The organism is Ottowia thiooxydans DSM 14619 (genome assembly GCF_000422885.1).
Taxonomy (GTDB): Bacteria; Pseudomonadota; Gammaproteobacteria; order Burkholderiales; family Burkholderiaceae_C; genus Ottowia; species Ottowia thiooxydans.
Genome location: NZ_AUGX01000001.1, coordinates 150488 through 166586, shown reverse-complemented (window position 1 = coordinate 166586; position 16099 = coordinate 150488). Strand labels below are relative to the sequence as shown.

General features: G+C 59.3%; 16 protein-coding genes. 15 read left to right on the top strand and 1 reads right to left on the bottom strand.

The genetic code is table 11. The annotated features are described in order from the left end of the window. Positions 1-11: 11 nt before the first annotated feature. The 9 genes from trbF (at position 12) to G518_RS0100795 (ending at position 7648) form a co-directional block, all read left to right on the top strand. The gene (gene trbF, locus G518_RS0100835) at positions 12-716 is read left to right on the top strand and encodes a conjugal transfer protein TrbF (protein WP_028600905.1); all 705 of its coding nucleotides are present in this window, start codon (positions 12-14) and stop codon (positions 714-716) included. After that, positions 713-1699 carry a P-type conjugative transfer protein TrbG gene (gene trbG / locus G518_RS0100830; protein WP_028600904.1) on the top strand — a complete coding sequence of 329 codons (987 nt, stop codon included), beginning with the start codon at positions 713-715 and terminating at the stop codon, positions 1697-1699. Before trbF ends, trbG begins: the two co-directional genes overlap by 4 nt. 2 nt (positions 1700-1701) lie before the next feature. Beyond that, positions 1702-2991, top strand: coding sequence for a TraB/TrbI/VirB10 family type IV secretion system protein (locus G518_RS0100825; protein WP_028600903.1), 1290 nt, complete (start codon positions 1702-1704; stop codon positions 2989-2991). After that, entirely contained in the window at positions 2988-3263 is a 276-nt protein-coding gene (locus G518_RS33325; protein ID WP_051235774.1) for a DUF2274 domain-containing protein, read from the top strand. Before G518_RS0100825 ends, G518_RS33325 begins: the two co-directional genes overlap by 4 nt. Positions 3264-3323: 60 nt before the next feature. Then, entirely contained in the window at positions 3324-3608 is a 285-nt protein-coding gene (locus tag G518_RS33320; RefSeq protein ID WP_084651413.1) for a helix-turn-helix transcriptional regulator, read from the top strand. A gap of 101 nt (positions 3609-3709) precedes the next feature. Further along, a complete protein-coding gene (locus G518_RS0100810; protein ID WP_028600902.1) occupies positions 3710-4699 on the top strand; it encodes a hypothetical protein in 990 nt (329 codons plus the stop codon). Next, positions 4693-5472, top strand: a complete 780-nt coding sequence (locus G518_RS0100805; protein ID WP_028600901.1) for a hypothetical protein — start codon at positions 4693-4695, stop codon at positions 5470-5472. Before G518_RS0100810 ends, G518_RS0100805 begins: the two co-directional genes overlap by 7 nt. 142 nt (positions 5473-5614) lie before the next feature. After that, on the top strand, positions 5615-6391 hold the full coding sequence (gene xth, locus G518_RS0100800; protein WP_028600900.1) for an exodeoxyribonuclease III: 777 nt from the start codon (positions 5615-5617) through the stop codon (positions 6389-6391). A gap of 81 nt (positions 6392-6472) precedes the next feature. Then, the gene (locus G518_RS0100795; protein WP_028600899.1) at positions 6473-7648 is read left to right on the top strand and encodes a helix-turn-helix transcriptional regulator; all 1176 of its coding nucleotides are present in this window, start codon (positions 6473-6475) and stop codon (positions 7646-7648) included. Between the two features lie 95 nt (positions 7649-7743). Here the strand turns inward: G518_RS0100795 and G518_RS0100790 are convergent, their stop codons facing one another. Next, positions 7744-8670: a LysR family transcriptional regulator gene (locus G518_RS0100790; protein WP_028600898.1), complete on the bottom strand. Its 927-nt coding sequence runs from the start codon at positions 8668-8670 to the stop codon at positions 7744-7746. Between the two features lie 229 nt (positions 8671-8899). Here G518_RS0100790 and G518_RS33315 point away from each other — a divergent pair, with 229 nt between their 5' ends. The 6 genes from G518_RS33315 to G518_RS0100760 all read left to right on the top strand — a co-directional run bounded on the left by G518_RS33315 (position 8900) and on the right by G518_RS0100760 (position 16004). After that, complete coding sequence (locus tag G518_RS33315) at positions 8900-10312, top strand: MmgE/PrpD family protein (RefSeq protein WP_051235773.1); 1413 nt, start codon at positions 8900-8902, stop codon at positions 10310-10312. 51 nt (positions 10313-10363) lie between these two features. After that, a complete protein-coding gene (locus G518_RS0100780; RefSeq protein ID WP_028600897.1) occupies positions 10364-11347 on the top strand; it encodes a tripartite tricarboxylate transporter substrate binding protein in 984 nt (327 codons plus the stop codon). Positions 11348-11414: 67 nt separating this feature from the next. Next, positions 11415-12686: an acetyl-CoA hydrolase/transferase family protein gene (locus tag G518_RS33310; RefSeq protein ID WP_036593126.1), complete on the top strand. Its 1272-nt coding sequence runs from the start codon at positions 11415-11417 to the stop codon at positions 12684-12686. 38 nt (positions 12687-12724) lie between these two features. After that, positions 12725-13903, top strand: coding sequence for an acyl-CoA dehydrogenase family protein (locus tag G518_RS0100770; protein WP_028600896.1), 1179 nt, complete (start codon positions 12725-12727; stop codon positions 13901-13903). Positions 13904-13905: 2 nt separating this feature from the next. Further along, positions 13906-14781: an HpcH/HpaI aldolase/citrate lyase family protein gene (locus tag G518_RS0100765; RefSeq protein ID WP_028600895.1), complete on the top strand. Its 876-nt coding sequence runs from the start codon at positions 13906-13908 to the stop codon at positions 14779-14781. A 17-nt stretch (positions 14782-14798) separates the two neighbouring features. Then, positions 14799-16004: a CaiB/BaiF CoA transferase family protein gene (locus G518_RS0100760; RefSeq protein ID WP_028600894.1), complete on the top strand. Its 1206-nt coding sequence runs from the start codon at positions 14799-14801 to the stop codon at positions 16002-16004. Positions 16005-16099 lie beyond the last annotated feature (95 nt).

Sequence of the window (16099 nt, the reverse complement as noted above, 5' to 3'; positions counted from 1 at the left end):
GAGAAGACTTCATGCGATTCAAACGACCCCAGGTGCGCTATGCGGACACGCCGCAGCCCGCCACACCGTACCAATCCGCCGAACAAGTCTGGGACGACCGTATCGGTTCGTCTCGCGTGCAAGCCAAGAACTGGCGACTGATGGCCTTCGGTTGCTTGGTGCTGGCCATCTTGATGGCTGGCGGCCTGGTCTGGCGCTCGGCGCAGTCCATCGTGACGCCTTTTGTGGTGGAGGTGGACAGTGGGGGACAGGTGCGCGCTGTCGGTGAAGCGACCGCGCCGTACAGGCCCAGCGATGCACAGACAGCGCACCACCTGGGACGCTTCGTCACCCTGGTGCGCTCGCTCTCCATTGACCCCGTCGTCGTGCGGCAGAACTGGCTCGATGCCTACGGCTACACCACCGACCGAGGCGCGGCCGTGCTCAACGACTACGCGCGGGTGAACGATCCCTTTGCCCGCATCGGCAAGGAATCGGTGACGGTGCAGATCACCAGCATCGTGCGCGCCAGCGATGCGTCGTTCAACGTGCGCTGGACGGAGCGCCGCTATGTCAACGGCGCCGCAGCGGGTCTGGAGCGATGGACGGCGGTGGTTTCCATCGTCCTGCAAGCACCACGCACCGAAGAAAAGCTGCGCCGTAACCCGCTGGGCATCTACGTCAATGGACTGTCGTGGAGCCGTGAACTCGAATCTTCCGAAGGAGCCAAGCCATGAAACCGTCTTTGCACATTTCCGTATGGGTGTCCCTGCTTGCTGCCCTCGCGGGCTGCGCCACGCAGGGCAAGCCACCACCGACCATCCCCCTGGACGAGCCGGTCGCGGCACAGGTGCTGCCCGAGTTACCCAAGCCCATCGAGTTGGTGGCCGTGCCCGAACCCTTGCCACTGCCCGAGCAGATGAAGCCGTTACCGATGCTGGCCGAAGAGAAGGCCGTTCCCGAATCACCCGATGAGAAGGTGCGCGTCTCACGCGCCAATCAAGAAGCCCGCATGGCGCCGACCCGCGAGGGCTACGTCAATGCGATTCAGGTCTGGCCGTTTACGGACGGCGCGCTGTACCAGGTCTATGCCAGTCCGGGACGTGTGACGGTCGTATCGCTGCAACCCGGCGAGGAACTGGTGACGGTAGCCGCAGGCGATACCGTGCGCTGGATCGTGGGCGACACGTCCAGCGGCACGGGTGCCGATCTGCGTGTGAGCGTGTTGGTCAAGCCCACACGCAGTAATCTCAAGACCAATCTGGTCATCACCACCAGTCGGCGCACCTATCTGATTGAACTGACCTCGACCGAGAAGACGTGGATGGCTTCCGTGTCCTGGGACTACCCAAAGGACCGCATGCTGGCCTTGCAGCGCCAGGCGCAGGCCGCGCAGACGGCGGCACCGGTCGATGCCGGGCTGTCGCTGGAGAAGATCCGCTTCCGATACGGCATCAGCGGCAGCAATCCACCGTGGAAGCCGTTGCGCGCCTTCGATGATGGCGAGAAGGTCTACATCCAGTTCCCCGGCGGCATTGCCCAAGGCGAGTTGCCGCCACTGTTCGTGATTGGTGCGCAGGGTGACGGCCAGCTCGTGAACTACCGCTTCCGATCGCCGTACTACATCGTGGACCGGCTGTTCGGTGCTGCCGAACTGCGCCTGGGGGCAGATAAGGGCGACGTGGTGCGCATCGAGCGCACCGATGGCCGGAGGAACTGATCATGCGCAAGGACACAACTGCCGATACACCGGCGCCGGATGTGCCGCCCAAAGTGGCCCCCGAGGACGTGGCGTTGCGTGCGCAGCCACGTGCGGTCACGCGATTGAACCGACGCATGCTGGCCGCACTCGTCGGCGGTCTGTCGGTTTCCGTGCTGGGTGCGCTAATGTGGTCGCTGCAACCGCAGCGGCGAAACGCGAGCGAATCCACCGAGCTGTATAACGTCGATCGCGTGTCGCGCTCCGAAGGGCTCGAACAATTGCCGAGCGACTATTCCAAGCTGCTGTCAGCGGTGCCACAGTTGGGTGCCCCACTGCCGGGCGACCTTGGAGGCCCGATCCACAAAGTCGAGCAGCAGGCACAGGGGTACGGCTACCAGCAGCCGGGGCATGACCCCGCCGAAGCCGAACGGCTGGCACGCTTGAAGGAAGCCGAGGAGGCGGCGGCTTCGTCGGTGTTCTTCCGCTCAGGTGGGGCGAAGGTGGCCGCAGCAGCATCGGCGCAGGCTGCGCCTGCTGCTAGTCTGGCTCCGAATGCGGCCTTCGATCCGATGGCCTCAGGCCCGGCCTCGACGGCCGCACAGCCTGCCGACCCTACGGCCGTGCAGAACCGGCAAGACCAGAAAGAGGCGTTTCTGTCCAAAGCCAGTTCTACACAAACGCGCAATTCCGGTTCCCTGCAATTGCCCGCTTCACCGTATCAGGTGATGGCCGGCACGGTGATCGCGGCCGCATTGGTCACAGGCATCAAATCCGATCTACCAGGCGATGTCATCGCCACCGTGACGGAGCCGATCTACGACACGGCCACTGGCAAGTTCCTGCTGATCCCGCAAGGTGCGCGCCTCATGGGTAAGTACAACAGCCAGGTCAGTTACGGCCAAAGCCGCACGCAGGTGGTGTGGAGCCGGGTGATCCTGCCGGACACATCCTCGTTCCAGCTCGACAACCTGGTGGGAGCAGACCCAGCCGGCTATGCCGGGCTGGAGGATGGGGTCGATTGGCATTGGGATCGCGTCCTTGCCGGCGCAGCGATGAGCACTTTGCTGGGTATCAGCGCTGAACTCGCTGCCCCGGAAAACCGTCAGGATGGGAATCGCGTGGTCATTACCGGGCGCGATGGCTTGCAGGATTCGGTGAATCAGATCGGGCAGGAGATGACCCGACGCAACATGAATCTCCAGCCGACGCTGACGAGTCGCCCCGGCCTGCCGGTGCGCGTCATCGTCAATCGGGATCTGGTGCTGCGGCCGTATCAGCCACTGTTCTTCGTCAAGGGGGCATCGCGATGAGCGCGAACAAGCTGCGTCTCGGGCCATTGCCGAAGACCGAGACTCTCAAACTGACCTTCGCCTGTTCGGCGAGCTTGAAGGTGGAACTCGACCGCTATGCCGCACTTCATGCGCAGACCTACGGCGAGGCGGTAGATGCTGTGGCGTTGGTTCCGCACATGCTGGAGGCGTTCATGGAACGGGATCGGGGGTTCAAGCGATTGCACAAAGCCCGATCCGTCGTCGCGCCGGCAGACTCTTCCGATCATCTTCGCCGCAGTACGCCCACGTGAGTTTTCAGCAAAGACCTTCTGAGGCAATCTGAGGACATGGTTACTTTCTCAGGATTCGCCATGTCACTCACGTCCCCCACCGGCCATCGCGACACGCTTCACATGCCTATGGCGTCTCCCGCATTTTTTCGTATGGTTGACGTGATACGCATCACGGCGTTGAGCCGCGCCACCTTGTATCGGCGAATCGCCGAAGGCAAGTTCCCGCCGCCCGTTCACCTCGGAGGACGCGCATGCGGCTGGGCGCCAGCCGCGCTGCAAGCCTGGATCGACGATCCCGAAGGTTATGTGGTTGCCGGACCGACCAGGCATCTCGGGTCGGCTCAGATGGGCGGCAGGCCCTGATACACCACCTTGCTATGGCTGGCGATCAATAATAACTTCGATTTGCACGATAACACCAACGATGTTATCGTGCGATCATTGAGTTATGATTCCCAATTGTCGTGCCCGCACTTGCCACCAGCGCTCTGAACTACCTGCATGAAACGCTCGGCATCTCCACGTCGAGACATGAGCCGTGGGCGGGCCTGGAGAGGCTGCCCTACTTTTTACGTGACGCCTTCGATTTCTGGCAATTGGACATCCTTGGCCACAATGTCTTGCTGGCCCTGGAGCGTAATCCAGACAAGCCGTCCATTGGCGATATCCGCAATCGCTTGGACAAGTTGAGGTCGGTAGCGGGACAGCCTGTAGTCTATGTGACGCAAGCACTCGCCTCATACGAGCGCAAACGCCTAATCGAGCAAAAAGTGCCGTTCGTTGTTCCTGGCAACCAACTCTATCTGCCCGATCTGGGGCTGGACCTGCGCGAATACTTCCGCCAGCGCCCCAGCTCGGCAGACACCCCGCTCAGCCCTTCGGCCCAGGCCATGTTGACCACCGCCTTGCTGCGCCCTCACTGGGCGGCCGAATGGCATCCTGCAGAGACCGCCACCACTCTGGGCTACACACCGATGACGCTCTCGCGCGCCGTGCGGGAACTGGTGGCGGCAGGACTCGCACAGGCCCACAAAGCCGGCCGGTCCCAGTACCTGGAGATGACCTACTCTGCACGCGAGACTTGGGAGCAAGCACTCCCCCTGCTGCGCAGTCCCGTGCAGCGCACCGTCTGGACATCCACGCAGACGCGGAAAGAGCTGCCGGTGCGCGTGGCTGGCCTGAGCGCTCTTGCGCGCATCTCGATGCTCACGGAACCCAGATCGCCTGTATTCGCCGTGAACCGCAGCGCATGGCAGGTACTGAAAGCAGATATCGTCGAACTGCCCGAAGCCATGCCAGGCGCATGCGAATGGCAATTGTGGAACTACGCCCCGACGCTACAGCCGGGCAGCGACATGGTGGACCCCCTCTCGCTCATGCTGAGCTTGCGAGGCAGCACCGATGAACGTGTCCAAAGCGCACTGGATGAACTGAAGGAGCAATTGCCATGGTGAAGGGACTTGATGTTTTTCGGGCATGGTTTGCCGACTACCCGGACCAATACATCCTGATCGGCGGCACTGCGGCCACCTTGGCAATGGAGGAGGCAGGGCTGGACTTCCGCGCCACCAAGGACCTTGACGTCGTGCTGCATGTGGAAGCGCTGACGCCTGCATTCGGTGCATCCTTCTGGAGGTTTATCGAAGCGGGCGGCTATGAGATCCGGCAGGCCAGCGACACAGGCAGGCCGGCCTTCTACCGTTTTCAGAAGCCGACCGACAACAGCTTTCCAGTCATGGTCGAACTGTTCTCCCGTGCGCCCGGCAGCCTGCGGCCCATCGAGAGCGGACAGCTCACGCCAATCCCTTTCGACGCAGCAGTTTCAAGCCTGTCGGCTATCTTGCTCGATGACGCCTACTACGCATTCATCGTGGGCGGCCGCCGCGAGATCGATGGCTTGCCCTGGGTTGGCGAAGATCGCCTGATCCCGTTGAAAGCCATTGCCTGGCTGGACCTGAGCGCACGCCGGGAACAAGGCGAACAGGTGGATGCCAGGAGCATCCGCAAGCATGCCAACGATGTCCTGCGACTTTCACAATTACTCGCCCCTGCAACGCGCATCCCACTCGAAGCGAAAATCGCCGATGACATGCGAAGATTTTTGGATGCTGCGGTAGCCGACGACTCTCTCGACCCCAAGGCCCTGGGGCTCGGCCGGGCACCCCTCGCCGATTTTCTGGACCGGATCGCACAGGCCTATGGACTCCAGGATGGAGAGGCTCCGTAATTCGGCTTGATGGTCGCCAGTGCAGATTGCCCGCGATTCATTACCCAAAGGGGTTTAAGAGATTTCATTTGGGGGCCTCTTTGGGGGCCTTAAAAGAATCCAAAAAATATTAATTCTTTAAAATCAAGAGGATAAATCACCAATGAAAATTGCCACCTGGAACGTAAACTCCCTTACTGCTCGCCTCCAACACGTTCTCGATTGGCTCACCGCCAACCCCGTCGATGTGCTTGCCCTGCAGGAATTGAAACTTACGGACGACAAATTCCCCTTTGATGCGTTGCGGGAGATCGGCTACGAAGCCGCCGCCTTCGGGCAAAAGACCTACAACGGCGTGGCCCTGCTCTCTCGCTCACCCGTGGCAGATGTGGTGCGCAACATTGAGGGCTTTGCGGATGAATCCGCTCGCGTCATTGCCGGCACCGTAGACACTCCTGGTGGCCCCTTGAGAGTGGTCAACGGATATTTTGTCAACGGGCAGGAGCCAGGCTCCGAGAAATTTGAATACAAACTCAACTGGCTGCGTGGTCTGCAAAACTGGTTGCGCACTGAGCTGGCTGCTCACCCACGCTTGGTGCTCCTGGGAGATTTCAACATCACTCCCGAGGACCGCGATAGCTATGACCCCGTGGGCTTGGCTGAAACCATACACCACACTACGGTGGAGCGAGATCATTTCAAGGCGCTGCTGGGCCTTGGATTGCACGATGCCTTCCGCATGTTCGATCAGCCTGAGAAGAGCTTTTCATGGTGGGATTACCGCATGCTCGGTTATCAGAAAAACCGGGGCTTGCGCATTGACCATATCCTCGTCAGTGCCCCCCTCATACCGCAAGTCAAATCTTGCAGTATCGACCGCGTTCCACGTAAGTGGCCCAAGCCGAGCGATCACGCTCCGGTGACTGTAGAACTAGCCTAAAACACTGAATTTTTCCGCTGCGGAGAACCTCATGCTCCGACGTCAGATAGAAAAACAACGACAACGAGGGGGAGTGATGCGATGGACGCGCAATTACTGCATCAGTTCAGTGGCACGGTAGAAGCTATTCACGCTGCGGCGCTTCGGCCCGATGCCTGGACTAACGCCATCCAGGCAATCGCATCGATTCAGAAGGCACGCCGCGCTATGGTGTTCACACCTTCGACGGCACCCCAAGACGGTGGCTTCGTGATGACGTATGAGATTCCTGAGCCTCTGATCGCCGAATGGGGCTTGCGTTATCTGGAGCACGACGTCTGGACCGCATCGGCATACAGGCGCAACCTGGTTGCAGATGGCTCTGTGCTGCAGGGATCAGATCTGGTGGCGACCGATGAATTCGCCCAATCCGTGTTCTACCGCGAATTTCTCTCGAAGCAAGACATTTGGCACATGTGTACGGGAGTGATCTTTGATGGCCAGACTCCACGCCTACCCACAACCGTTTGTGCGGTGTATCGCAGCCGACAGGACCCTGACTTCGATGCCACAGACCGCATGGTTCTAGGCCTGCTCACGCGCCATTTGTCGCAGGCGCTGGGCACCATGCTGAAACTGCGAGACGCTCAGTTTCGCCTATCTACAAGTTTACAAGCCCTGGACAGGCTGCAAACCGCTGTATTGCTGCTTGCAAGGCGTGGTCATGTGCTGTTTGCAAACAGAAATGCGCTGGACTTGCTCAAGCGCAACAGAGGCTTGTCATTGCGTGCGGGCAACTCTCTGCAAGATGGATTGGGCTGGCTGCAGGCCGATAACGCCAACACGCAGAACGATCTCAAAGAGTCTATTCAAGCTGCGCTCGCCAACGACCCGTTACAACCGGGACATTTCTCCAAGGGGCTGCGGGCTCCTTGTCCGGGTACGCAAGATGAGTTGATCGTGCAGATATCTCCAGTTGCGGAACCAGATCCACTTTGGGGGCAGATGCAACCAGGCGCGCTGGTGTTCATCACCGATCAGCAGGCAGATCCTTTGCTTGATGAAGCGCTCTTGCAACGCCTGTACAAGATCAGCACGGCGGAATGCCGAGTGGCACAGGAATTGCTACGCGGGCAGACCCTGCAGGAAACGGCCAGCAAACTCGAACTGACAGAAAACACTGTTAAAACGCACCTGCAGCGTTTGTTCGCCAAGACCAATACCCATCGTCAGCCGCAACTCATACGCTTGCTCCTGGGCATGACTCGTACCCACTGAAACGTTCTTGGAACGTATGCATTAACGAACACACGTTCTGTATCGCTCTACCGGGTGGGGCCCAACCAGTGAGGAGTTGCAAGTTTTCTGAACGCTCAGTATCCAGTGCTGTCACCAGCCTCCAAGGTGCGTACTTCCGGCCATACCCGCGCCGCCGCATCGAGGAACACACGGATGAGAGGATCGTTGCGGCGGCTAGCCAGATGCGCGGCGCAGAGCGAGTATTGAGATTTCACCGGAAGCGGAGAAACCGCCAGCCGACCGGCCGCCTCCCCTTCTACGGCATGTTCTCGTCGAACGAGCGTGACTCCGGCACCCCGCTCAACCAATGCGCGGGCAGAGGTGGCGTTGTCAAAGCCAATAACCGTGTTGAGCGTCAGCCCCTTCGCACCAAACAGTTCCTGCAGCACCGCCGAGTAGGCCATTCCGCTATCCGCCGGAGCGATCCAGGGCAGATCAGCCAGTGCCTCCCAACTAGCGGATTCGAGCTGTTCCTTCCAGCTCACTGGCCCTACGATACTGAAGTGCACACGCGTCAACTCATGGTAGACCAGCGCGGTATCAGTCGGGCGATCCAGCAATACGCCAATATCGAGCTCCCCGTTTTTGAGGCCCTGGCGCGTACTTGAAGAAGGACGCACCCGCAGGTCCACCTTCACCAACTGGTGCTGCGAGCGCAATTCAGACACCACTTCTCCCAACCTGTTGGCTGATAGATCGCTGCTGCTTCCCACCATCAAAGTGCCCTGAATCTTGCCTTTCAGCTCGCTTGCAAATGATGAGAACAGCACCGCCTCATTGAGCAGGAGCTTGGCTTTGCGCACCAGCGTTTCACCGGCCTGGGTAAGTTCCAGGCTTCTGTTGGTACGCACGAACAGCTGGGTATCCAGATGCTCCTCAATCGCGCGCACGTGGGAACTGGCAGCGGACAAGCTGATGTGCAGGCGCTCGGCAGCGCGGGTGAGATGCTGCTCCTCCGCCACGGCAACGAAGGTACGAAGCTGAACAAGATCAATCAACACGGTGTTGGCTCCATTATTTGCAGCACTTTCAACTCACAAAACTAAGCGACCCTGGGCGGCGCCCATTTTCGCCTCTAGCGGCCCTTGGCGTGGCCCTTATTTCCAAGGGTAAACCCATATGCGATCCGAGCCTTCACGAGACATGAAGACGGTGTCCTGAAAAACGCCATGGACACAACCCCGCTTCCATTCCTAGACTTGCGTCACTTATCCATTCAAGGCGCATTCCATGCACGCAGCGACGACAGAAGACTACGCGGTAACCCTAAGCCGGTTCGCCACTCAACTGTCGCTGGAATCTCTCCCCCCTGAGGCCGTGCTTGCCGCCAAGGCCAACGTTTTCGATACCTTGGCTTGTGCCGCTGCAGGGTCCAGCGCAGCTGGCATCTCGGAACTTCATGGCCTGGCTACCCAATGGGGTGGCGCGCCCCAAGCCAGCATTCTGGTCTTTGGAGACAAGGTACCCGCTCATCAGGCGGCCTGGGTTAATGGTGCCATGGCGCATGCGCGTGACTATGACGACACGCATGACGCGGCCGTACTGCACGCAGGCGTTTCGGTGGTGCCAGCCGCGCTGGCAGCCGCCGAACTGGCTGGCGGCGTGTCTGGTGCGGATTTCCTGGCCGGAGTGGCGGCCGGCCTTGAAACCATCTGCCGAATCGGCGTGGCTACCCAGATAGGCATCATCGAGAGTGGCTACATGTACACCTCGCTGTTCGGTCATTTCGGTGCCACGATTGCGGCCGGGCGGGTGCTCGGTCTGAACGAAACCCAAATGATCAATGCCCTGGGCATAGGTTACTCCCAGGTCGCAGGCAATCACCAGGTTACCCGGGACGCCGCCCTCACCAAACGTATGCAGCCGGGCTTTGCCGCCATGGCAGCGTTGATCTCGGTGCAGATGGCTCGAGTTGGCATTCGCGGCGCTCAAAGGACTTTTGAAGGAGAAGATGGCTTTCTGCGCGTCTACCTGCATGACCGCTGCGACCGCGCTGTGCTGAGGGAGGGCTTGGGCGAGCGTTTTGAGTTCACCCAGCTCAGCTATAAGCCCTTCCCCTGCTGCCGCTTCAACCATCCGGCTATCAGTGTCGCACTCAAGCTGCGCGAAACCATTGGCCAGCGGATCGATCGTATCCGCGCAATTCGCGTGGGGTTGAACCACCAGGCCTATCAAGCCGTTTGTACGCCGGTAGAGGTTCGCAAGGCACCAAAAACCATCGTGCAAGCACAGTTCAGCATTCCTTACACGATAGCCACAGCCCTCATAGACGGCCGTGTAGGTATGGATCATTTTGCAGACGCATCTCTGGTTCGAGAAGATTTGCTCGCACTTGCAGGAAAGGTTGAGGCGTCCGTCGATGGAGAAATCGAACGTCAGGCGGGCCGAAACATTTCGCCCGTGCAGGTAGAAATTGAAATGGACGACGGCACCATCCACCGCGAGCGAGTCGACGTGCCATTGGGCCATCCCGACGCCCCCATGTCAGAGGATGACTTCAACAACAAAGCCAGCGATTGCATGCGCGCTTCCATTCGGCCGCTGGGGGCCGATGCAGTCGCCCGGTTGCGTGCACTGACCAATCAACTTGAAAAGCAGACCGACGCTCGTGAGCTGCTAAAGGCTTTGAGCCCAGTCACATGACGGTTCACCAGCGCGAAATCTCGACCTAAATAACTATTTCCAGGAGACAAAATGAGCGATTTCAAGAACATCAGCCGCCGCACCATGCTCGCTGCAGGCGCAAGCGCTTTGCTTCCTCTCCAAGCCAATGCGCAAGCAGCCTGGCCAACCAGACCCATCAAGCTGGTGGTTCCTTTCACGCCAGGCGGCAGCAATGACATCCTGTCACGCGTGCTGGGGGCCAAGCTGAGTACCCGCCTGGGACACGCGGTGGTTATCGAGAACAAAGGAGGTGGCGGCGGCACCTTGGGCACGGACTTCGTGGCCAAGTCCGCAGCCGATGGCTACACCCTGTTGTTCGCATCCACGTCAGTCACTACCAATGCGGCGAGTGGGAAAAAGTTGCCGTATGACCTGTTCAAGGATCTGCAGCCCATTGGCCTTCTGGGTGCGACCCCATTCGTGATTGTGGTCGGCAACCAGGTCAAGGCGAATACGCTGGCTGAGTTCCTCGCCCTGGCGCGTGCAACGCCCAAAGCGGTGAACTACGGCACAGCCGGCATTGGCGGCATTAACCACCTGGGAACCGAGTTGTTCGCCTCCGCCGCGAAGATCGAGATGACCCACGTACCCTACAAAGGCATTGGACACGCATTTACCGATCTGATGGGTGGCTCCTTGCAGATGACCTTACCCACCTTGGCATCGGTGTTGCCGCACATTCGCGGCGGCAAGATGCGTGCTCTGGCCATTACCAGCGCAGCGCGCTCGCCGTTGGCCCCTGAGATTCCAACTGCAGCCGAAGCGGGTCTTGCTGATTTTCAACTCGAAGCGTGGTATGGCCTCCTGGGCCCGGCCAATATGCCGGCTGCCGTGGTCAGCAAGCTCAACACTGAGCTTAACTGGGCGTTGACGCAACCAGACATTAAAGAAGCCATGGCGCGGGAAGCTGCCACGACCACCCCTGGAACGCCCGAACAGTTCACCAGCCTCATGAAGTCCGAAGTGAACCGCTGGAGCAAGCTGATCACAGAAAAGAACATCCAGATCGACTGAAGGAACCATCCAGAGGGCTTGTCTCCGGACCGCCGGCCTGACCTCGGAACCATTGACTGAATACGCAATGAAGCAGATTTCTCTCACACAACTGCGGTTTTCCGAGATCCTGGCACCGGGCGATGTCATCGCCTGGCCTCAAGGTCCTGGCGAACCACTGGCGTTGACCGAGCGGTTGGTGGAACAACGCGCAGAACTGAACCGCCCAGTGCTTCAGTTTGGTCTGACCCAGTCATCCACATTGCGGCCTGAGCTTGCGGAGCACTTTGATTTTCGGGCACTCAACGGCGCAGGCACCAGCCGCAGAGTGACCGCGTTGGCGGACATCATTCCCTGCCAGATCAGCACGATGCCCGCTTTGCTTCGAAGCGGTCAACTCCGGGTGGATGTGGCCCTCATTCAGGTGCGCCCGCTCCCCAACGGTGGCTACACAACGGGGGTGATCGCTGATTTCACTCAGGCCATGATCGAGCGCGCCCGTGTGGTCATTGCACTGCTCAATCCCTCACTGCCCTTGATGGGTGGCGACGCTTGCGTAGATGAATCCGATATCGACTGGCTGGTAGATGGAGATACCCGCATCATCGATATGCCAGACCCTGCACCTTCGGCCGTGGAACTGGAGGTGGCCGCACGTGTCGCTGCGCTCATACCTGACCGTGCCACGATTCAGCTTGGCATAGGCACCCTGCCTGCGGCTGTGGCGAAGTACCTGATTCATCACCAGGCGCTTGGCGTGCATTCCGGAGTCGTCTCTGATGTGCTGGTCGACCTTGTTGAGCAAGGCATCGTGACCAATGCCTACAAGGGTATTGATGTGGGACGCACGGTAAGTGGCGGCCTCTTCGGCACGCAGCGCCTGCGTGACTTCGCTCAGCAAAGCAAACTTGTGGAGCTGTGCAACGCAGGCTACACACACCAAATCAGCACAGCCCAATCTCTCTCAGCATTTCACTCAATCAACTCGGTCATCGAGATGGATCTCTCGGGCCAAGCCAACGCGGAAATCGCCGGCGGCCGTTACCTGGGCGCCATAGGTGGATTGGTGGACTTCGTGCGCGCCGGGACGGTATCGCCTGGTGGGCATTCGATTCTTGCTTTTCCATCGACAACGCCAGACGGCAAGAACTCCCGCATCGTGGCATCGCTGGGCGACCGGCCGGTCACTGTGCCTCGTGTCGAAGTAGATGTCATCGTGACTGAACACGGCGTCGCTCATCTGCGTGGCTGCTCGCTTGCAGAGCGTGCCAAACGACTGCTGGCGATTTCGCACCCGGATCACCAGGAATCTTTGGAGCGATCTTTACGGACCTCCGCCAAAGCAACCAGCCCCGACTGAAAAACCCTCTTCTCTCGCCTTTTCAACCAAAGCCTCTTATGAACCCCGTCAAACTCAAGCTTTCCCCCGAGCAACGTGCCCTGGTTGGTGCCGTACGCGATCTGTCACTCTCCAAAGACTTTCGTGGCAATTCCATCAAGTACATGGATGGCACCTATCCCTGGGAAAACCTGGATGCTCTGGCAGAAATCGGCGTCCTCGGCATGTCTGTCCCCGAGGAATACGGCGGCTCCAACTTACCCGTGTTCGACACAGCCCTGGTTCTTGAGGAAGTAGCCAAAGGCTGCTATGTCACCGCCATGGCGCTGATGGGCATGCTTGGCGTTCAAGTTCGTGTGATTTCGACTTACGCACCTGAATCGATGAAACAGGACATTCTTCCCAAGGTGGCCTCTGGCAAGGTCCACCTTGCGGTGTGCATGACCGAACCGCATGCGGGCACGGATGTGCCCAACTACAAGACCAATACGGTTATCAAAGATACACACGCTGTAGTCAATGGGGTGAAGACCCTCATCAGCCGTGCCAATGAGGCGGAGTGGTTCGTAGTGTTCACGCGTATCAACGGCTCACCCGGCCGGCACGGCATTGGCTGCGTACTGGTCAACCGCAATACCCCCGGATTCGAAGTTACTGCGCGTTATCACACCATGGGTGGTGAGTACCTGGCAGAGATTCAGTTCAACAACCTCGAAGTTCCGCTTGAAAACGTGATCTTGCGTGAAGGCGGCATGAAGCAACTGATGAGCGCCTTCAATACTCAACGTTGCTTGAACCCCAGCATTTCTCTGGGCATGGCAGAGGCGGCCTTCGAAGAAGCAGTGAAGTATGTGCGCGAGCGCACCATCCGTGGGCAGGCGGTCGCCAACTTCCAGGGCATTCAATGGAAACTCGCAGAGATGTACAGGGACATTGAGGCTGGTCGTGCCCTGCTCTATCAGGCAGCTCTCTCCGCAAATCCGTTCCCCGATCCTTACCAAGCGGGCGTGGCCAAGATGTTCGTGAATGAAATGGCGATTCGCGTCACCAACGAAGCCCTGCAAGTACACGGCGGCTATGGCTTCACAAACGACTATCCCATTTCGCGTATCTACCGCGGTGTGCGCTACGGGACTTTGGGGGGCGGCGCCACCGAGGCTCTGAAAGACCTGGTAGGCAAGAAAATCGTCAACGACTTCGATCCCGTTGACGGTTTCCTCTCCATGGGCAATTTCTAAAAATGCGCTCGCTTCTCTTCGTTCCAGGGCACGACGAGCGCAAGCTCGTCAAGGGCTTAAGCTGCGGTGCGGATGCGCTGATCGTCGATCTGGAGGATGCCGTTCCAGAGGCAGAGAAGCCACGCGCACGGGGTATCACCTCGGAATTTGTGAAAAGCCACCACACAACACTCCCGCTCTTCATTCGCATTAACGCTTTCTCTACCGGATTGGCGCAGGATGATCTGGCCGCAGTGGTAGGGGCGCGACCTTACGGCATTGTTTTGCCCAAGTGTGCGTCGTCGCGAGACGTCAAGCTCTTGAGCATACATTTGAGTGCTCTGGAAGCGCGTGAAGGCCTCCCAGCTGGAAGCATTCGGATCTTGCCAATCGTGACCGAAACAGCCGCCTCCGTGTTGGCAACCGCGAGCTACGGAGAAAATCCTAACGACCGGCTGATCGGTCTGACCTGGGGCGGAGAGGATCTGGCCGCAGACATAGGCGCCACCGGCAATCGCGGGCCAGACGGGCGCTACGCCCCTTTGTACGAGCTCGCCAGATCACTCACCTTGCTAGGTGCCACCTCAGCTCAGGTGTCTGCCATTGACGCGGTCTACACCAACTTTCGCGACACACCCGGCTTGAAGCTCGAAGCCGAGCAGGCGCTGCGCGATGGGTTTACCGCCAAGATGGCTATTCACCCGGACCAGATCGGCCCCATCAATGAAGCCTTTACCCCGACTACCTCTGATGTGGAGTGGGCCCACCGGGTCATTGCTGCATTTCAAGCGGCACCTACCCGGGGAGCCATCCAGCTAGATGGAAAGATGCTGGACCGCCCGCACCTGCGGTCGGCTCAGCGTGTGGTTGCGCGTTCTGCCGCGGCAAACGCGAATTGATTTTTTCGGAGACAGAGATGTCAGACGTCCATAAATATCCGTTGTCGGGGATTACAGTTCTCGACCTGTCCCACGTCTACAACGGCCCATATGCCACCTTCCTCATGGCGATGGCCGGTGCTGAAGTGATCAAGATTGAGCCGTTCGAAGGCGAGCACTTGCGAAGCCGGGGCGACATGGGCGGGGCGGCATTGCCTTTCGCCATGCTCAACTCCAACAAGAAGCCGGTCACCCTGAACCTGAAAAAGGACAAGGGACGCGAGTTGCTCCTGGAGATGGTGAAACGCGCGGACATCCTCGTCGAGAACTTCGCACCCGGTGTGATGGACCGTCTCGGCCTTGGCGCGGACGTTCTGCACGAAGTCAATCCCCGCCTGATCTACGGATCCAGCTCCGGCTATGGAAAGGAAGGCCCTTACCGGGACTACCCGGCCATGGATCTGGTGATGCAGGCGATGTGCGGTGTGATCGAATGCACCGGTTACCCGGATCAACCGCCTGTCAAAGCCGGCGCCGCGCTGTGCGACTTCATGGCCGGCATCCATTTGTACGGAGCCATCATGACCGCGCTCTACGAGCGTGAACGTACCGGCAAGGGCCGCACAGTAGAGGTCTCCATGCAAGAAGCTACCTACGCCTCTCTTGCATCCAACCTGGGCATGTTCCACGCCCGGGGCCCCGCTGCGCCTTCGCGTACTGGCAATCGCCATGGTGGCCTGGGAATCTCGCCCTACAACGTCTATCCCACGACCGATGGCTACGTCGTACTCAACGCTCCTGGCGATCATCACTTCCGTTCCATTCTGGATGTGATGGGCAGGCCTGATCTCAAGGATGACCCACGCTTTGTCACCCGATCTTCGCGCGTAGCGAACTTCGCGGATGTAGATACTTTGCTCGAAAGCTGGACGACCACGCTCTCCAAGCAGGAAGTTGCTGATCTCATGTTGGCCGCGAAAGTGCCATGTGCACCCGTACGTGGCCTCTCTGAAGTCATGAACGATGAGAACATGCATGCGCGCGGCAGCCTGCAATGGATTGACCATCCAGACATCGGTCGAGTCGCCCTACCCCACTCACCGCTCGTCTTTGAAGACACCCCGCGGCTTCCCATAGAACCGAGTTTGCCATTGGGTGCCAAGAACGACGAGATCTTCGGCAACTGGCTGGGCCACTCGCCAGAGGAGTTGCAGGCCTTCAGATCGAGTGGAGTCATTTCCTGAGCTTTCTGGTGGCCCCAGTGTTCTGGACGCGGTGGTTGTGAGGATTCGTCTCGGCCGCGTTCTAGCTCTACACCGGTGTCCTGCTGCGTGAATGA